The sequence below is a fragment of the Colwellia sp. 1_MG-2023 genome, assembly GCF_030546755.1.
Lineage (GTDB): Bacteria > Pseudomonadota > Gammaproteobacteria > Enterobacterales > Alteromonadaceae > Thalassotalea_H.
This window is the reverse complement of record NZ_JAUOPE010000008.1, coordinates 89528-107312: the sequence shown is the minus strand read 5'-3', so window position 1 is coordinate 107312 and position 17785 is coordinate 89528. Positions and strand designations below refer to the sequence as shown.

Genomic DNA, 17785 nt, shown 5'->3' with positions numbered 1-17785 from the left:
TTTTTAGTTATTGACGTTAGCTTAAATTAGAAGCGTGCTTCTAAACCTAAACGTACGTAACGAGGTGTTTGCCATGAGTATGCTGCGCCATACCAAGAGTTGGTAGTACCTTCAGAACCTGACTCATAATGTTCATTTAAAGAAGTTGCTTGTTGACTGTTTAACACATTGAATACATCTACAGATGCTCTCATATCGATACCTGAAACTTCAAACATATAGCTTGCAGATAAATCAACATTGAATGTCCAAGAAGTTCTTCCAGCTGAGCCACGAGGGTGTTTATTATAATGTTTGTTTTCATTTAAACACTCTTGACCACCTGCACCATCATCAGTTAAATCACAACCGTGATAGGTGTAGAAGAAATCACCCCAACCACCGAATAAGTTAGGATCATCACTTGGATGGCCTTTACCGTAGATAGACAATGGGCGACCACTTGATAATGTTGCATTAACACCAAACGTTAAGTCATCGTTATAGTCATAGCTACCGAAGAACTTGAATACGTGACGGCGATCATTTGGTTGATAGCCATCTGAACCATCCATTAATGCTGCAAAGTCAAAGTCTTGTGTTAAGCCCGCATCTGCTTGACCGATATCAGATTTGACACCACCTTCGAAATTACCAGTACTACGTGACCATGTATAAGTTAGGTCAAAACGGAAATTATCTTGATTGTATTTAGTTGATAATTGCCATGCTAAGTAATCGTTTTTCGCTTCAGGTAATCCGATTTCTTCTTTAGTATGCTTACGTAAAGAGCCTGGATCTGGTTGACCATCGGTTGTATTTCCACCAGCATCCCCCCATGCAGAGCCATCCCAATATAAACCATCTTTATACCAGCTAGAAGCTTCGCCTGGGTTTAACATCACACAATGTGGATAAGAGTACTTACCACAGTAATCGTCTAACGCAGTTAAGATAGTACGGTATGTACCGCGGATTGATACTGATAGGTTATCATTAAGCGCTTGGTCATAACCGATAGTAAACTCTTGTTTAGAGAATGGGTCGGCTTCTTGTGCTTGGAACACTTCATTAGCTGGAGCAATAGCAGGGCTGCTGATGCTTGTTGAAGATGTGATGTTGCCTGTAATAGGCGTTGGGTTGACAGGGTTACCTGTCGAAGGATCAATACTATCGAAGGTGTAGTAAGCCGTTGAATCACTGATACCAGAACCTACACGGTAAATCGTGTTATTCGCAACAGGTAGATAATAGTGACCAAATGTACCGTAAAGTTTTGATTCACCGTCACCATTTACGTCCCAGCTAAAACCTAAACGAGGAGCAATGTCTGTTTTAAATGATGTTAATAAACCACCGCCAACCGCGTAGCTATCAAACTCATCTATACGACCACCAATTGATAATAATAAGTCATCAGTAATTTGCCAATTATCTTCGATGTAGTAAGCTTTTAAGTCTGAATAAAAGTCACCACCACCGATAAATATACGGTCAGCTACATAATCATGAGCAGCACCTGTGGTATTAGTATAGTTAATACCATTGGTTGTTAAATTACCATCAGCTGCAATCGTGTTATAAGTCCATGCGTGATCACCCGCCATTCTGTCGATACGGTTAGTTGATGAACGTTTTTGGTAATCATAACCTGCAGAAATTGTGTGATCGCCTAGTTGATATTCGATATCAATACGTGTTTGATCGTTATCATCATAATTTTGACCAATGCGACCACCAGAGCCACAGCCTTGTGCTGGGTTTGCTGTGTTACGAGAATCAGCAACTGACGCACATTCTTGGTTAGCAATATTCGTGGTATATTCTGTACGAATGTTACCTGTCATCGCAGTAACAACTAAGTCATTAGTAAGATAACCTGTGTAGCTAAGGCTCCATGCTTTACCGCCACGATCACGAATTTCTGTATCGATCAGTTCATTACCATAAGTACCGTTTGCACCATCGAAACGATAAATTTTCTCTTCAGCGGTATTCTCATCTGAGTAAGTGAAATAACTTAAACGGTGATCTTCATTGATATCCCAATCAATTTTACCACCCCAGAACAAGTTGTCAGAACCAGAAGATTCACGCTCACGGAACTCAGAAACACCATTATCTTGGTCACGACCAGTAAAGTCTGTGTAACTTCTTTCTGTGTCTCTTGGGTTAACTAACGCGTAGATAAATAATGTATCTTCAATGATAGGGCCGGCAGCAGAGAAAGTTAACTCTGTAGAACCGTTAACATCTGATCGTGTATCTCGGAAAATTCGACCTGTACCGCCATTTTGGCGAGATACAGAACCTTCTTCTCTTAAACTATCGGGTTGGAATGTAGCTGACGCTGTGAATTCCCAATCATTAGTACCACTTTTAGTGTTTGAGTTAATAACACCACCAGTTGCACGACCAAATTTAGCTGAGTAACCACCTGTTTTTACTTGAAATTCATTATAGAATTCAAATGGAACAGAGCCACAACCTAAACCTTGACGAGTATTAGTTACTTCAAGTCCGTTAATATAACATGAGTTTTCTGCAACTGAAGAACCACCAAATGATGCGAAGCCGACACCTGCGCCAGCAAATTTATTGTCACCTAGAACAACACCAGGTGCTAATAATGCCACAGCAGTTAAATTACGTGCTATTGGCATTCTATCGATATCACCTTCACCGATAGTCAAGCCTGAATCCATAGAAGATACATCAACCATAGACACTCTTGAACCAGTAACACTGATCACTTCAACTGATGACTCTACAGAAAAGTCAGCAGTAGTATTATTACCTAAAGATACTCGAATAGTTTCTTTTGCTAATGTTGTATTCCCTTTGGAAACTGTGACTTCATATGAACCTGTAGGCAGTTTAGAAAGACGATATGAACCATCAGCATCTACGTCAACTGAACGAGTCGTATTTGTTGCAGTGTTAACGGCTTTAACTGATAAGCCCGTTGTTGTGCCGTCAGTAACTATTACATTACCTTTAATATCTTCTGCTGACGCTGTTGACATACCGATAACTGTCGATATGGCAATTGCAGTAAGCGAACGTTTAAATGTTTTCAAATAATGTGTATTTGAATTTTTCATTTTATTCTCCCTGAATCACTTGAGTGATTTTTGTGGTTTTTTACAAAGTTAAACTTTCTGAAAGTTACTTTGTAAGTTTTATTTTTATTCGACATTTTTAGTCGAATGAGATACTAAACTTAACTCCATTTTTTATACAAACCGGCATATCAGGGTTTTAACCATTTAGTTACAAATGGTAATATTTTTTAAGTGCTATTAAATTCATGTAAAACAGGGTTTTAAGTGTTTTCCTTGTGCGAAATATTTCTAAAAAGACACAAATAGGAGCCTCAAAGCGTCATTTTTGTTGGATTGTGTTTTTTTAGTATATAAAACAATGGTTTATATTGTGTTTTTGTGTGTATTGATATGATTTAATTAAAACTTCTAAAACATAGAAAAAGAGGTTTTGTATTTTTTGTTATATAAAACAATTGGTTACAGCGTTAGTTGTTGTTGTAAATATTATGTTACACTGCTAAGTGAATGTATTTCATATATAAAATGTAAGAATTGTAAGAAGTGTAACAACAATAGAAAAACAGACTTTTGATGGTAAAAGTTGGAGAATACTATTCAGGTTTTCATGGTGGGTTATTTCTGAAGTTTATCTTTTTGTTGTTGTTCTATTTCCCTTTGTTTAATTTTCTTTTTCTGTTCTTCGGATAAAATAAATTTATTCGCTGACTTTCTAATCGTCATAATAGATCCTATTACAACTGCCAAGCAGCAAAAAATAAGTAAGAGTATGGTTAAGTTCATTTGGGTGCTCAGGTTATAGATAAATCGACTTTATAGGGTAGTATTATGTTACTGATGGATTTTAGCTTCGTCTATGATTGTTTCTGACAAATATTAAAAACCATATTACAAAGGCTCTGCCTTGTATAACTACCCAACAAAATGCTGAAAAAACAATCTCGAAAGATCAACAGCCCCTAGCTAACTTGAGCTAAACATCTTGTTATACAAACGATGAAATTTTCGGTTAATTTGCAAAATATATGTCGCAAATTCGTCTATTTATCTGTAACTTTATGCAAGAGAGTAAATATAAGTTAACTTGGCTTAATATTTATTTAGACAATAATAAAATTCTACAAGACAAAATTGGATGGATTATGTTCAATCGATTACATATTAAATTATTATTTCCTAGTGCGATTATTGGCTTCATTGCACTGTTGTTTGTCATTCTTTTTACTGAAAATATGGAAAAAGGTAGTGTAGTAACATTACTCTTAGTTTTAGTGATAGCTCAGGTTGCCGCTAGCTTCTTTTTTTCAACACAATTTTTAGCTAATCGAATCGATAATTTAAAGCACTATTTAGATCTAGTGATTAGTGTAGATCAGGCGCCACCTGCGCCTTTGAAAGATGATAAAAGCGATGACCTTGCTGATGTGGTTAATGAATTGAGTTTATTTATTGCTAATTTAGCCGATGTTATTAAAGAAATTAGAGATGAATCTGATACGTTAAGGCAAGGAGCTGGCTCATTAACTAGTCAAATCAGCGACTCTGTGATTATAGTTGATCAATCCGCTGATCAAATTGAACAAATGGCCGCTTCAATCGATGAAATAGCATCAACATCTACTACCTTGTCTCAAGGGGCTGCACAAGTGAGTGACACGTCAAATGAAGTATTAAGTTTGTTGCAACAAGGAACTACAGCGTCAAATACTAGTCAAGACACCATTGCTGCATTTGCTAATGAAGTTACTGAAATGGCAAATGAGTTAGCCTTATTACAAGAAGAATGTTCTCGTATCGGTTCCGTGCTTGATGTTATTCGTGGCATTGCTGATCAAACGAATTTATTAGCATTAAATGCCGCAATTGAGGCAGCTCGCGCAGGTGAACAAGGGCGAGGTTTTGCCGTTGTTGCAGATGAAGTTAGAGCATTAGCGCACAGAACCCAAGAGTCTACTGTTGAAATTCAATCTATGGTTGAAGGCTTACAAGAAAAATCGACCAATGCGGTAAATGCTATCGCTAAAGGTGAAAGCCTCACGCAAGACAGTTTGCAACAATCTGAAGAAGTTGTAGACGCTTTAGAAAAGATTGGTCAAGTTTTTACTGAAGTTAATACTTTAACATCACAAATTGCTAACGGCACAGAGCAACAGCAACAATCTACTGCTTCTATCAATGATAATATGGCGGCTGTTGTGTCATTGAGCCAAGATATTAATAAAGGTTTGACGATAGTTGCGGAGCATGCTGAACAACAAAAAGCGACTGCCGAAGACGTTGATAGAACCCTAAACAGAATTTGCGTTTAGCTTTTTTAAAATAAGTTGATAAAAAAGAGCTAGATTTAGCTCTTTTTTATTGGCAATTTAAAACTGTTATTGATTGGCATCCTCTGAAGATTGCTGACGTTTTTTAGCCAAAGCTTTTAATTGTTCAGATTGTTTATGTAAGCTGGCTCTCACTAATATTTCTCGGTCTTCATCTCGAATTAAGTGAAAAATGACTTTATAAACAGAAGTATTGTCTATTTGTTCTATGTCAATGATTTCACCAAAACAATAAACCGCACAATTATCATCTTGAATAAATATTTTCAGTTCAAGATAATCTTCCAAATCAAACTTGGTATCGCTAGAAAAAGTAATGCCACCACCGCCAAAAGTTAACCCTTGATATTGGTGTGCTTCTTCGACTTGTTGACTTAAAATATAGCCCATCAAAAGATCTATTTTTTGTGCTTGATGATTAAGATAATCAACAAGTTGACCAGCAACACCGCTTAACGCCTGCAAAGGTCTAAGTGCTGCCTGATCTAAAGTCGCCATGTCACTTGCCATTTTAAATGGAGTAGGCATCTGATTAAGAAAGCTTTGGTAATCATAGGTTTTGTCTTTCTCAAGCAAGCTAACATTGACGCTAAATTCATATTCAATGGTGAAAAACTCATTAAATTGCTCAAGTTTAGTTAATGTATTACTGCTGGTCATAAGATTTCCTTTGATTCATTTTTATGAATGACTGGTTGATTGCGCGGTTGATAAAAATAAATTCACCGCACATTCACACATTTCATCAACACTTGAGTTATCGGTATAAATGCCATCGATCATTAATTTAGCAATGCCATGTAAAGTTCCCCAAATAACTTGTGCCAAACGTAATGATGATTCGCTGCTTGGTAATAAAGCCATTTGTTGCCAATGCTTGGTCATTTTTACTTGAAAATCAAAACTAGGAAAAGCCGCAAGACGCAAGGTTTCGTTACTGCCCCGATCTTTCCAAATTGTACGACCAAACATTAAATCATATAAATTTGGATTCTTAGTGGCAAAGTGAATATAACCATAAACAAAGTCACGATATTGTTGTTCTTTCGTTAGGTTATTATTAGTAAATATTTTTTCAGCATGTTTTTGCCATTGATTAAAACCTTGTGCGGCAATGGCGCATAATAGATCATTTTTATCTTTAAAATGGTGGTACGCTGCCGTTCTAGAAACACCAACATTTTCAGCAATTTTACGCAGTGAAAGGCTGTCTATACCTTGCTCATTTAACATCTTTGTCGCTATTTTCAATAAGGCACTATAGAGGTCGCCATGATGATATGAGACTTTGTCTTTCGATTTTGCTTTAACCGTTTTTTTATTAATAGCCATTTCTATAACATTTTTCTGGATGGATAAATAACATTCGCGAAGATAAGACCTGCAACTAATGACATAAAAATTAAAAATGTTTGCGAGCCAATATCGGCGCTATTACCTATCATTTCTTGTCCTGATATTGCGGTATTTAAACCAATATACACTTTGCTTCCCGGAACCAGTACGACTAACCCTAATAGTTTTACGATACTTGAAGGTAAATTCATGATACGTGAGAAAAGATTGCTATAAATCCCTAAGGCAAATGCACCCACAAAAGCGCCTAATGCAATACCTAAATGAATACCACCCCACATACTGGCACCAAAAGCGACATAACCTGAAATTATCCCCCACGGAGCATCTTTTTTTCTTGCTTTAAATAATATGACTAAGCTAATTGATAGCGTGGTAACGGCAGCCCAGGATGTCCAATTTGGCATGACATGAGGGACGATATATTCTACTTCTCCCCATATTTTTTTTCCTAGGGCGATGCCTAACACCGCGCCAAAGTAGAGTTTAAATAACACCATAATAGCATCCATTATTCGAGCGGTTCCTGCCATTAAATTTCTTGCGGCAAGCTCTGATAAACCAAGTGTCAATGCTAAACCGGGTATAAATGCAATAATGCTAGATAATATAACCAAAGGTACATTTACGGTTGGATCAATTAAGGTAATACCTGACGCTAATAAAGCACAGGTTAATGCTGATAATGGCTCTAGCATTTCAGTAACACGCTTTGAGCGCTCAGACCAAAAAACAAAAATACAGACTAAAGAACCCAATAGGGTAGACCAAAAAACATCATTCCAGCTGGTACGCATTAACATGGCAAATGCACCGCTAGAAGCGGCGAAGGCAAAAAAGGTTAATATTCGGCCATAAGGGTTAGATTTATTTGCGATTTCATCTAGTCGAACAATTGCTTCAGATAAACTGCGCTGACCTGAACTAACTTCATCAACCAACTCATCAGTACGTGCTAAAGCGCCTAAATCAATATCACCAGGAGTAACTCTTAAAATATGGTTGTAATTTTGATTATCGTCGTCGTCCATTAATATAAAGGTTAAAGACGTTGGCGTTATAATAAAACTGGCTTGTAAGCCTAAAGACTGAGAAATACTTTGTAAATGCGCTTCTAAACGGTATGCAGGCGTACCAAACTTATGTAATGCTTTGCCTAGACGAATAATAAATCGTCGTTTTTCTATAAAGTCATCAAGTTCTGTCATTACATTTTACCTCGCCATTTATAGACGAAAATAGGTTATCGGTTAACTATTTGATATTCTATGTTAACTTTTACTTTTATCAAACAAAGTTATTTTATTATGACACTATTAGTTATTTTAGGTTTAGTCTTTTTAGCGGTAATTTTAATGGTGATTTTAGGTGAGCGATTTGGCAAGCCAATGGAAGAACAAGAACAAGTGAAATATTCAAAATGGACACGAATATTAGTTTTTGCGCTAATTATTATTGCGATTGTTAAGTTGGCAATTGAATAACTCTTCACAAGGCTGGCTTCAATAAATGATTCAGGCTTACTTAGATTAAAAAGTGATGATAACTATCTTTTATTCAAAACCAAGCTTGATTAAAATACGACTGAATAACTCCATTACTCCTGATACGCTTAGAAAGGAACAGGTATGTTTGAACTTCCGAAATTAAATTTGAAAAATAAGGTATCAGCACAAGAGTGGCAGACCCGCATTGATTTAGCTGCCTGCTATCGATTAGTTGCCCTGCATGGCTGGGATGATTTAATTTATACGCATATCTCTGCAAGAATTCCGAATACAGATCATATTTTGATCAATGCTTTTGGCTTAACTTTTGATGAGATCACCGCCTCTAATCTGGTAAAAATTGATATCGATGGCAATATTATTGACCCTGATTGTCCTTTTGACATTAACCCAGCAGGTTTTACGATTCATAGTGCGGTCCATCAAGCACGCCATGAAGAACAATGCGTATTCCATCTACATACCAATGAGACTATTGCGGTTGCAAGTCTAGCAGAAGGCTTATTACCATTAAGCCAATATGCAATGTTTGCACTAGCGTCAATGAGCTATCACGATTATGAAGGTTTAGCGGTAAATGAAGATGAAAAACTGCGTTTACAAAATGACTTAGGCGACAGTAATTTTATGTTATTACGTAACCATGGCGCATTAACGTTAGGCCAAACGATTGGCGATGCTTTTATGCATATGTACGATTTAACCCGCGCATGCCAAGTACAATTACAAATAATGTCAACGGGGATGGAACCGGTTTATGCACCGAAAAAAATTGTTGCTGGCATAAAAGCGCAAGCAAGTGTCGTTCATACGGGATTAACGGGCGGGCAAAAATCTTGGCCTGCTATGTTGCGCCGTGTTTATCGCCATGATCCTAGCTTTGCTGATTAAGATTATCTGTATACAAAGGCTATTTATTGGCAATTAAAACTAATTTTAAAAAAGAGTGTTATTAATGAAAATTACTCACGTAGAAATATTTGATATTGAATGTCCTGAAAGACCGCCATGGAACCCGGTGTTTATTCGTATTCATACTGATGAAGGTATAAGTGGTGTTGGTGAAGCCGGCCTTGCCTATGACTGGGGGCACAGCGCTGCCGCTGCGATGATCAAAGAAATTTCAGAAGCAGTATTGATCGGCTTTAATCCCTTTAATACTGAACTGCTTTGGTCAAAAATGTTACGTGAAAGCTTTTGGGGTTTGGGCGGCGGACCTGTTTTATATTCTGCGATGAGTGCAATTGATACGGCGCTTTGGGATATTAAAGGTAAAGCCTTAGGTGTGCCAGTTTATCAATTATTGGGTGGTAAAGTTAATGATAAGTTACGTACTTATGCCAGCCAATTACAATTTGATTGGGACGTTGAAATTAAAAAGTTATTTCAACCTGAAGAATATGCTGAAGCCGCGTTAAAGGCTGTAGCAGAAGGCTATGACGCGGTAAAAGTAGATCCTATTGTTTACAACCTTGATGGCACGTCTTCGTTTGATAGAACAAAATTATTTACAAAGCCGCAAATGCGCTTATTTGGCGATAGACTTCGTGCAATACGAAATGCGGTAGGTGAAGATGTAGATATTATTTTTGAGTCTCATTCATTAATGGGTGCAGCTTCAGCGATTCAAATGGGTGAAGTTATCGAAGAAGTTGGTTGTATGATGTACGAAGAGCCGGTGAATTATTTAAATTCTAAAGTACATAAAAAAGTGGCTGATAACGTCAATGTCCCTATTGCTGGTGGCGAGCGTTTATATCATCGTTGGGATGTTCGTCCGTATTTTGAAGACCAAAGTATTGATGTGTTACAACCAGATGTTGGTTTATGTGGCGGCTTTACTGAAGCGAAAAAAGTTTGCGATTATGCGGATGTGTATGATATTCGTATTCAAGCCCATGTTTGTGGTGGTCCTGTGGCAACGGCGGCATCACTGCACTTAGAAACAGCAATACCTAACTTTTTAATTCATGAGCATCACACTTATGCCACGAAAGCCTGGAACAGAGAATTGTGTATTCAAGATCCACAACCGGTAGATGGCTTTTTTGAAGTCACTGAAGTGCCGGGGATCGGTATAGAATTGAACGATGAAATTGTCTACCGTTCGCCTAATGTGACGGTAAAATCGTTGAAATAAGCTTATACACGTTAAGTTTTGAAAAACTTTTTGAATTAGCAATGGATAATAGGATTTATCCATTTTCATTTATATTTTGATGTTTTAAGCGAGATAAATATGTCATCTGATCGTTATGGCACAAGTGCACATTACAAACAAAAAGAACAAGGCTATCGTGATAAAGCCCTAAAACTTTTTCCTTGGATATGTGGGCGTTGTGCGCGCGAATTTGTTTTTTCTAATTTAAAAGAATTAACTGTGCATCATGTTGACCATGATCATACGAATAATCCGAATGACGGTAGTAATTGGGAATTATTATGTATTTATTGTCATGATAATGAGCATGCAAAATATACCGAACATGCCCAATATCAAACAGAGGTAAAAGCTGGAGATAACAATCAATCCACAGCTACTCATAATCCTTTTGCGGATTTAAAAGCTTTGATGAAAAAGTAATGATTAGTTTTAAACGTAATCAACGGGTAACGCTGTGGAGTATTTAATTTCTTCCATAGCAAAGCTCGAGCTAATATCAGCAAAACTTGCTTGAGTAATTAACTTTTTATAAAACGCATCATAAGCTTTCATGTCTGAAACTACCACGCGTAGCAGGTAATCTACCTCGCCACTCATACGATAAAACTCACTGATTTCTGGGAAGTCTTCAGAAATCTGACTAAAATCATTTAACCAGTCAGGGTTATGTTGATTGGTCTTTATCATCACAAAAACGGTTAAACCTACATTGAGCTTTTCTGGATCTGCCAACGCAACACGGCCTTTGATGATGCCGTTTTTTTCCATTGCTTGTATACGTCGCCAACAAGGGGTTGTTGATAAGCCTATTTGATCGGCAATATCGCTGACTGATTGCGTACAGTCTTTTTGTAATATCTCGAGTATTTTTTTGTCAAAGGCGTCCATAGTATTTCTCAATGTTTGAGTTTTATTAAATTTAAATGTTGTATGAATGATTTTATATAGAATTTTGTTCTATTATTACTCTTTTATCAAGAATTCTATTTAAAAGAATGTTGTGAGGACCCAATTGCAAAGTAAATGACTTAGAGAAGTAAGAGTGGGTTACAGGTAAACGCTAGAATTGATAAATTCGCTTGGCATTGAGATAGCACAAACTATCTCGTTCATTTTGTGTATAAAGCGGATTATCAAGCAAATTTTTCCAATACTCTTGGTAGCTAATTGAAAATAAACACAAAGGAAAGTTGCTGGCAAGCATCACTCGCTGTATGCCAAAATGCGTGAGACAGGTATTAATAACCTCATTTTGCCAAGGTGCTTGGTACTGGCGATTTATCATCTCAAATCCTGAGCATTTAATCGCACATTGCTTAAATTGCCCAAGTTTTTTAATCGCCATTTGCCATTGTTGCCAGGCTGTTTTTTGTTTCTCTAATATACACTGTTTCATGCTTTGAGTTTGTTGGATTTGTTGAGCGTTTTCAGTCGAAATGTTTTTAGGAGGAAAACCAGCATGATTGATGATAATTTGTAAATTTGCGGTGCTTTTTAATATCTCAAGCAATAAATCAACCGTGACTAAATCGGTTAACGTCATTTGCAATTCGAATATTAATTGTTGATCTGCTAAGTGTTTTAGATTGGATTTCACTTGTTTGCTAGATAAATATTCAAAGGCGTTATCATCTAGAATATCTCGAACACCTACCACAGACTTATAGGTTTTAATTTGGCTTATACAAGTTGAAAATTGTTCATCATTAAGCGTTAAATCTATACCGGCAATTGAGCGAAAAGGTTGTTGGCAGTGTGATTCTAACCAGTCAATTTCGCGCCAAGGTTCTTGATTATTAAAACCCGCTTCAATATGAACAAAGCCCGCAAGTTTTAATTCTTCATTTAACAAAAGATCATCTTCAGTGAAGCTTTGCTCAATAATATGTTTGTCTGGCCAAAACGGTGGCTTATCGGACTTTAACCATTGATATTCACCTTGCTCTAAATCAAAAAGATGAATATGTGAGTCGATAACATTAATGTCTTTCTTCTCAGCCATTTAGTTATTGCGCCGTATAACCGCCATCTATTACTTGCAAGCTGCCGGTAATAAACTTTGCTTTGTCAGAGGCTAAAAACAGCACTAATTCTGCAACTTCTTCAGGTTGACCTAATCGTCCAAGTGGTTGTAACGCTGCTTCTTCTGCATGAACATTATGCTTGTCGGCACCAGAGCGCTGACAGTAATTATCAATCGCTTGATGATAAAGTGGTGTTTCAATTGTACCAGGGCAAACCGCATTGGCTCGAATATTAAACTTGGCATAATCTAAAGCTGTGGTTTTAGCCATTGAAGCAAGTGCCGTTTTACTCATGTTATAAGCGAAGGAATTATGTTTTGCGATTAAAGCTTGATCGGATGCCATTAAAATAATCGCGCCATTTTTATTGGTTTTCATATTTGGCAAAACTGCTTGTATCGCTGAAAAAGCACCTTTAACGTTAATATTAAACACTCGATCAAATTCCGCTTCACTCGTATCTTCTATGGTGCCAGAAAAATGTATTCCCGCATTTGAAATAAATACGTCAATGACATATTCGTCACTGATTGTTTTGATTATTTCGCCAACTTGCTTTTTATTTGTGACATCGCACGCTTTAAATTCACCATATTCAGAGGGGGCTAAATCTAAATTAAAGACACGATATTGATTCTCGAGAAATAATTTTACGATACTTAGGCCAATACCTGAGCTACCACCAGTGACAATACACGTTTTTTTCATAACCAATTCAATTGCAAAGTTTTGATTATCATACCTAATACCTAGCTGTTCGGCTAGTTAGCTATTGAGCTTCAAGGGGAAAAACTGAGTTATGAAGAAAAGATCAAAGGTTAAATGCTCAGATCTTTTACTTGGTGATTTTATCGGGCAGTGTTTGTTTAAACTGAGGTTAAGGTTGATTAGGCGCTAGGTAGCCAATACCCGCTAATTGATTTTCATCAAATGTTTTTACGACATCACCAATCACAATTAACGTAGGCGGCTTGATGTGGTATTTCTCTACCATAACTTCTAATGATGCTAAATTTCCATGATAGACTTTTTGCTCTGGTGTGGTGCCTTTATGAATGAGCGCCACTGGAGTGTTAGCACTGCGTCCGGCTTCAATCAGTTTCTGTGTGATCATCGGCAAACTTTTAATACCCATATAAAAAACGACAGTTTGTTTTTCATCTTTAAGCGAATGCCAAGGTAAATCTAATTCCCCGCAATCTTTCACGTGACCTGTAATAAAGGTACAGCTTTGTGATACTTGTCGATGGGTAAGTGGAATACCTACATAACTTGTACAAGCAGAGGCGGCTGTCATGCCAGGTACAATATGACAAGCGACATTATTTGCTAACAGATGTTGAGCTTCTTCACCACCGCGTCCAAATACAAAAGGGTCGCCACCTTTTAAACGCACCACTTTTTTGGATAATTTTGCATGCTCAACTAATAATTGGTTAATACCTTCTTGAGGAACACGGTGTTGTGCTTGCTTTTTACCGACATAAATTCTTTCAGCTAAATCGGGCACTAGCGCCATAATTTCTTTACTGACTAAACGATCATAAATAACGATGTCTGCTTGTTGAATAAAACGATAAGCTTGTAATGTTAATAAATCTGGATCGCCCGGACCTGTACCAACAAGGGCAACTTCGCCTTGAACGAAAGTTTGTTTCGCAGAGGAGGGTAAATACATCATTAACATCTTTAATCATTGGACTGGAGTTCTATATTAGCGATTAAGCGTAAGGTTATCCATGGTATTCTATTCGCCAGATAGATAATTTTTTTCTTAGTTATGCTTTAGCCCATCAGTAATATTTGTCGTGATCGCATTAGAGCAAAGCAACACTAACAATTTTTACGAAGATATTAAGGTTTTTCTTTGCAGAAAAACAAAAAAAAGGTATGCAGAATAACTACATACCTTTCTTAGTCAGTGACAGCTTAAGCGGTGAATTACTTGCTTAAAGCATCACCTAAGTGAGGGCGAATATCTTTTAAAATTTCTTTCAACAAACCTGGACTACTCGCGACAATATTGCCAGATTTTGTATGGTTATGACCGCCAGTAAAATCGGTTACTAATCCGCCTGCTTCGATGACTAATAATTCGCCCGCGGCAGTATCCCATGGTTTTAAGCCTATTTCGAAAAAGCCATCAACACGTCCAGCAGCTACGTAAGCTAAATCTAGCGCGGCAGAGCCTGCACGACGCATATCAGACGTTTTTTCAAATAACGCTTGAAACATATTCATATAAGCAGGCATATGTTGTTTCTTTTTGAATGGAAAACCTGTTGCTAAAATAGCGCCAGTTAATTCTTTATTTTGTTTTACACGAATACGAAAGCCGTTTAATTGAGCGCCTTTACCACGGCTAGCAGTAAATAGTTCACCACGAATTGGATCATAAATAACCGCTTGATCAAGCTTACCTTTAACTTTTAGCGCAATTGAAACGGCAAAATGAGGGATGCCTTTTACAAAGTTTGTTGTTCCATCAATAGGGTCGATTATCCATTGAAAATCGTTATCAGAACCTTCATGTTGACCGGTTTCTTCACCGATAATAGTATGTTCTGGGTATGACTTACGAATAGTTTCAACAATTGCTTGCTCAGCAGCAATATCAACATTCGTGACAAAATCGTTTGTACCTTTCGACTCAATTTCAACTTTATCTGCTTGCTCGAAAGCACGAGTAATTACGTTACCTGCAGTACGCGCAGCGCGCACAGCAATATTTAGCATAGGATGCATACCATCACCTTAATAATTTAAACAACTTTGTAAAAGAACGAGACCTAATTTCTCCACTCAGAAATTAGCGGCGCGCATTGTAACAAATCTCTCTTATTTAAGCGAATCAAATTGATAATATTTGCTCAAAATTAATACTTGCTACTAGTTATAGCGTATTTCTTGAAAGTTAAAAGCAAAAGTAACATATTATTTCTTATACATTAAATGACTTATTCATAATCATTTGCACTAGTAAAAATAACAAAATCTGATGCTTTTTTCTCAGTACAAGGATATTGTTCTGTGTTAATATTGTCTGCATTTTTAGCCGTTAGGCCTATACCAGACTATGAGTTAATAACAATTTACTCATTGGTCAAAGAGAGACAGTAACACTATGTTAAATTCAGTTCGTATTGTGTTGGTTAACACATCTGATTGCCGAAATATCGGCTCTGCCGCTAGAGCAATGAAAACCATGGGATTAAGCCAACTTGTCTTGGTTGATCCCATAGAAATGCCAAATGGCCAAGCGCAAGCGCTAGCTGCGGGTGCAACCGATGTTTTAGCGAATGCTAAGGTAGTTAGCACTTTAGAAGAAGCGATAACTGATTGTGGTTTAGTGGTTGGCACTAGTGCGAGATCGCGCACTTTACCTTGGCCAATGTTAGATCCTAGAGAATGTGGTGAGAAATTAATTGCTGAAGTGAGCGATTATCCGGTTGCCTTAGTTTTTGGTCGTGAAAGTAGCGGCTTAACCAATGAAGAATTACAACTTTGTCATTTTCATGTGCAAATACCGGCAAATCCAGAATATAGTTCTTTGAACTTAGCCATGGCAGTACAAACGCTAAGTTATGAAGTTCGCATGGCATTTTTAGCGCATGAAAAAGCACAAGAGCAAAAACAATTTGATAAACAAACGTCTGAAAAAAATGATAATGATGAGCAATATCCTGTTGTTGAAGAAACAGAAAGAATGTTTGAACACTTTGAACAAGCATTAAAAGCAACCGGATTTATCGTGCCGAGTCATCCAGGTTTAGTGATGACCAAATTAAGACGATTTATCAATCGTGCTCGACCTGATAGTAAAGAAGTAAAAATGTGGCGTGGAATGTTGTCTTCAGTGGAAAAGTCAGCAAAACGCAATCAACAATAAAAGATAGGAAATAATATGTTTAGCCGTATCAAAGAAGATATTAAAAGTGTCTTTGATAGAGATCCTGCAGCTCGAACAACTTTTGAAGTATTAACCAATTATCCTGGTATGCATGCAATCTGGATCCATCGGTTGAGTAATAAACTATGGCGTAATAACTGGAAGTTAATTGCGCGTTTATTATCGACTTTTTCTCGTTGGTTAACTGGGGTAGAAATTCATCCTGGTGCTACGTTAGGTCGACGATTTTTTATTGATCATGGTATGGGCATCGTCATTGGTGAGACGGCTGAAATAGGCAACGATGTAACTTTATATCATGGCGTCACTTTAGGTGGCGTGAGTTGGAATGGTGGTAAACGCCACCCTACCTTAGAAGATAATGTTGTGATTGGTGCAGGTGCTCAAGTATTAGGGCCAATAACCATAGGTAAAGGTGGTAAAGTTGGCTCTAATTCGGTTGTTGTCAAAGATTTACCGGCTGGTGCTACCGCCGTAGGTATCCCAGGACGTATTGTCAATCCCAATAAATCTAATGACACTTCTGAAAAAAGAGAAGAAGTGGCGAAAAAATATGGTTTCGATGCTTATGCGGTATCATCTGACAACCCAGATCCAGTCGCTAAAGCAATTGGACGTTTACTAGATCATATGCATTTAATGGACAATAAAGTTGCAATATTGTGTAAAGAAATTAACCAATTAGGTGGTGAAGTTTGTCAAGAAGCACTGCCTGAGTTACGTGTTGGTGAATTTGTTGAAGACGAAAAAGCGGCTGCGGAAAGACGCCAGTCGCATGTCGAATCGTTTGATCCTGAAATTTAATTAACACAGAACAGGTCATTTCTTGTGTGCGAATAAGTTAGGTTGCACTGTTAGGTATTGATTTTTAGCAAGACTAAGCATAATCTTATAGGCTTAAATTATGTGAAATCAGTGATAAATTCACGTAAACAACTAACCATAACGATTTGAAATTAACTGAACCGAGCGAATTGAACTTTTTGTGATGCACTCAATAACGAATAAAGTGATTACTTTTATAGTACTGGTACTATTCTTGGTACAAGTTTCTGCGTCAGCAGTTAGTTCGTGTTCTGCCATGATGATAACTAGTGCGTTATCTTCTTCTCATATAACCAGTGATAACCCTCATCAAATGATGGATCACAGTCAACATGCGATGATGTTTTCTAGTACTGATATTAGCGGCGATTCCTCAAAGGTTACCTCCTCTTCGCAAGAAAATACGCAAGAAGATTGCTGTGACAAAAATTGTATGTGTGAAATCGCCAGTTGTAGTTACAGTAACTTAATGAACCATTCAACGGGTTTTATATTTACAAATCAAGCACAACACACAAAAATTTTATTTATTGCCTCTGCTCATCAAGCACAATACCTCAATTATTTATTTAAACCTCCAATCAGCCCGTTAGCCTAGGACAGATCTGTCCATTTTTCGCTAAATAT

General features: G+C 37.2%; 18 protein-coding genes. 8 read left to right on the top strand and 10 right to left on the bottom strand.

Annotated elements, in window-relative coordinates; all coding sequences use genetic code 11:
* Window positions 1–26: 26 nt before the first annotated feature.
* Together Q4493_RS10960 and Q4493_RS10955 are read right to left on the bottom strand one after the other, a co-directional pair.
* Window positions 27–3083 (bottom strand): TonB-dependent receptor, encoded by a 3057-nt coding sequence (locus tag Q4493_RS10960; protein ID WP_303452503.1) that lies wholly within the window; start codon window positions 3081–3083, stop codon window positions 27–29.
* Between the two features lie 576 nt (window positions 3084–3659).
* Window positions 3660–3827 (bottom strand): DUF2897 family protein, encoded by a 168-nt coding sequence (locus Q4493_RS10955; protein ID WP_303452501.1) that lies wholly within the window; start codon window positions 3825–3827, stop codon window positions 3660–3662.
* Between the two features lie 242 nt (window positions 3828–4069).
* On the opposite strand from Q4493_RS10955, the gene Q4493_RS10950 reads away from it, so the two are divergent.
* On the top strand, window positions 4070–5353 hold the full coding sequence (locus tag Q4493_RS10950) for a methyl-accepting chemotaxis protein (RefSeq protein ID WP_303452499.1): 1284 nt from the start codon (window positions 4070–4072) through the stop codon (window positions 5351–5353).
* 66 nt (window positions 5354–5419) lie between these two features.
* Here the strand turns inward: Q4493_RS10950 and Q4493_RS10945 are convergent, their stop codons facing one another.
* Genes Q4493_RS10945 through Q4493_RS10935 form a run of 3 tightly spaced genes read right to left on the bottom strand, consistent with a single transcriptional unit; the run spans window position 5420 to window position 7935 of the window.
* Complete coding sequence (locus Q4493_RS10945) at window positions 5420–6031, bottom strand: PilZ domain-containing protein (RefSeq protein ID WP_303452497.1); 612 nt, start codon at window positions 6029–6031, stop codon at window positions 5420–5422.
* 21 nt (window positions 6032–6052) lie between these two features.
* Complete coding sequence (locus tag Q4493_RS10940) at window positions 6053–6703, bottom strand: TetR/AcrR family transcriptional regulator (protein WP_303452495.1); 651 nt, start codon at window positions 6701–6703, stop codon at window positions 6053–6055.
* 2 nt (window positions 6704–6705) lie between these two features.
* Window positions 6706–7935, bottom strand: a complete 1230-nt coding sequence (locus tag Q4493_RS10935) for a threonine/serine exporter ThrE family protein (RefSeq protein ID WP_303452493.1) — start codon at window positions 7933–7935, stop codon at window positions 6706–6708.
* Window positions 7936–8034: 99 nt separating this feature from the next.
* Here Q4493_RS10935 and Q4493_RS10930 point away from each other — a divergent pair, with 99 nt between their 5' ends.
* From Q4493_RS10930 to Q4493_RS10915, 4 genes are all read left to right on the top strand, one after another.
* Window positions 8035–8211 carry a hypothetical protein gene (locus Q4493_RS10930; protein WP_303452491.1) on the top strand — a complete coding sequence of 59 codons (177 nt, stop codon included), beginning with the start codon at window positions 8035–8037 and terminating at the stop codon, window positions 8209–8211.
* Between the two features lie 144 nt (window positions 8212–8355).
* Window positions 8356–9126, top strand: a complete 771-nt coding sequence (locus tag Q4493_RS10925) for a class II aldolase/adducin family protein (protein WP_303452489.1) — start codon at window positions 8356–8358, stop codon at window positions 9124–9126.
* Window positions 9127–9190: 64 nt separating this feature from the next.
* Window positions 9191–10375, top strand: a complete 1185-nt coding sequence (locus Q4493_RS10920; RefSeq protein ID WP_303452487.1) for a mandelate racemase/muconate lactonizing enzyme family protein — start codon at window positions 9191–9193, stop codon at window positions 10373–10375.
* A gap of 99 nt (window positions 10376–10474) precedes the next feature.
* The gene (locus Q4493_RS10915) at window positions 10475–10819 is read left to right on the top strand and encodes a YajD family HNH nuclease (RefSeq protein ID WP_303452485.1); all 345 of its coding nucleotides are present in this window, start codon (window positions 10475–10477) and stop codon (window positions 10817–10819) included.
* Window positions 10820–10828: 9 nt separating this feature from the next.
* Here the strand turns inward: Q4493_RS10915 and Q4493_RS10910 are convergent, their stop codons facing one another.
* The 5 genes from Q4493_RS10910 to suhB form a co-directional block, all read right to left on the bottom strand.
* Window positions 10829–11287, bottom strand: coding sequence for an Lrp/AsnC family transcriptional regulator (locus tag Q4493_RS10910; protein ID WP_303452482.1), 459 nt, complete (start codon window positions 11285–11287; stop codon window positions 10829–10831).
* 172 nt (window positions 11288–11459) lie between these two features.
* Window positions 11460–12401: an amidohydrolase gene (locus Q4493_RS10905; RefSeq protein WP_303452480.1), complete on the bottom strand. Its 942-nt coding sequence runs from the start codon at window positions 12399–12401 to the stop codon at window positions 11460–11462.
* Between the two features lie 4 nt (window positions 12402–12405).
* A complete protein-coding gene (locus Q4493_RS10900) occupies window positions 12406–13131 on the bottom strand; it encodes an SDR family NAD(P)-dependent oxidoreductase (RefSeq protein ID WP_303452478.1) in 726 nt (241 codons plus the stop codon).
* Between the two features lie 169 nt (window positions 13132–13300).
* Entirely contained in the window at window positions 13301–14104 is an 804-nt protein-coding gene (gene cobA / locus Q4493_RS10895) for a uroporphyrinogen-III C-methyltransferase (protein ID WP_303452476.1), read from the bottom strand.
* A 260-nt stretch (window positions 14105–14364) separates the two neighbouring features.
* Window positions 14365–15168: an inositol-1-monophosphatase gene (gene suhB, locus Q4493_RS10890; protein WP_303452474.1), complete on the bottom strand. Its 804-nt coding sequence runs from the start codon at window positions 15166–15168 to the stop codon at window positions 14365–14367.
* Window positions 15169–15547: 379 nt separating this feature from the next.
* Here suhB and trmJ point away from each other — a divergent pair, with 379 nt between their 5' ends.
* The 3 genes from trmJ (at window position 15548) to Q4493_RS10875 (ending at window position 17756) form a co-directional block, all read left to right on the top strand.
* Window positions 15548–16312, top strand: coding sequence for a tRNA (cytosine(32)/uridine(32)-2'-O)-methyltransferase TrmJ (gene trmJ / locus Q4493_RS10885; protein ID WP_303452472.1), 765 nt, complete (start codon window positions 15548–15550; stop codon window positions 16310–16312).
* Window positions 16313–16327: 15 nt separating this feature from the next.
* Window positions 16328–17137, top strand: coding sequence for a serine O-acetyltransferase (cysE, locus tag Q4493_RS10880; protein WP_303452470.1), 810 nt, complete (start codon window positions 16328–16330; stop codon window positions 17135–17137).
* 277 nt (window positions 17138–17414) lie between these two features.
* Window positions 17415–17756 carry a hypothetical protein gene (locus Q4493_RS10875; RefSeq protein WP_303452468.1) on the top strand — a complete coding sequence of 114 codons (342 nt, stop codon included), beginning with the start codon at window positions 17415–17417 and terminating at the stop codon, window positions 17754–17756.
* The last annotated feature ends 29 nt before the right edge of the window (window positions 17757–17785 follow it).

Bases quoted from the DNA above. Each gene is read 5' to 3' on its own strand.
- cobA (WP_303452476.1), bottom strand. From the start codon at position 14,104: ATGATGTATTTACCCTCCTCTGCGAAACAAACTTTCGTTCAAGGCGAA.
- Q4493_RS10925 (WP_303452489.1), top strand. From the start codon at position 8,356: ATGTTTGAACTTCCGAAATTAAATTTGAAAAATAAGGTATCAGCACAA.
- Q4493_RS10935 (WP_303452493.1), bottom strand. From the start codon at position 7,935: ATGACAGAACTTGATGACTTTATAGAAAAACGACGATTTATTATTCGT.
- Q4493_RS10950 (WP_303452499.1), top strand. From the start codon at position 4,070: ATGTCGCAAATTCGTCTATTTATCTGTAACTTTATGCAAGAGAGTAAA.
- Q4493_RS10945 (WP_303452497.1), bottom strand. From the start codon at position 6,031: ATGACCAGCAGTAATACATTAACTAAACTTGAGCAATTTAATGAGTTT.
- Q4493_RS10900 (WP_303452478.1), bottom strand. From the start codon at position 13,131: ATGAAAAAAACGTGTATTGTCACTGGTGGTAGCTCAGGTATTGGCCTA.
- Q4493_RS10910 (WP_303452482.1), bottom strand. From the start codon at position 11,287: ATGGACGCCTTTGACAAAAAAATACTCGAGATATTACAAAAAGACTGT.
- cysE (WP_303452470.1), top strand. From the start codon at position 16,328: ATGTTTAGCCGTATCAAAGAAGATATTAAAAGTGTCTTTGATAGAGAT.
- Q4493_RS10920 (WP_303452487.1), top strand. From the start codon at position 9,191: ATGAAAATTACTCACGTAGAAATATTTGATATTGAATGTCCTGAAAGA.
- Q4493_RS10875 (WP_303452468.1), top strand. From the start codon at position 17,415: ATGATGATAACTAGTGCGTTATCTTCTTCTCATATAACCAGTGATAAC.
- Q4493_RS10915 (WP_303452485.1), top strand. From the start codon at position 10,475: ATGTCATCTGATCGTTATGGCACAAGTGCACATTACAAACAAAAAGAA.
- Q4493_RS10930 (WP_303452491.1), top strand. From the start codon at position 8,035: ATGACACTATTAGTTATTTTAGGTTTAGTCTTTTTAGCGGTAATTTTA.
- Q4493_RS10960 (WP_303452503.1), bottom strand. From the start codon at position 3,083: ATGAAAAATTCAAATACACATTATTTGAAAACATTTAAACGTTCGCTT.
- trmJ (WP_303452472.1), top strand. From the start codon at position 15,548: ATGTTAAATTCAGTTCGTATTGTGTTGGTTAACACATCTGATTGCCGA.
- Q4493_RS10940 (WP_303452495.1), bottom strand. From the start codon at position 6,703: ATGGCTATTAATAAAAAAACGGTTAAAGCAAAATCGAAAGACAAAGTC.
- Q4493_RS10955 (WP_303452501.1), bottom strand. From the start codon at position 3,827: ATGAACTTAACCATACTCTTACTTATTTTTTGCTGCTTGGCAGTTGTA.
- Q4493_RS10905 (WP_303452480.1), bottom strand. From the start codon at position 12,401: ATGGCTGAGAAGAAAGACATTAATGTTATCGACTCACATATTCATCTT.
- suhB (WP_303452474.1), bottom strand. From the start codon at position 15,168: ATGCATCCTATGCTAAATATTGCTGTGCGCGCTGCGCGTACTGCAGGT.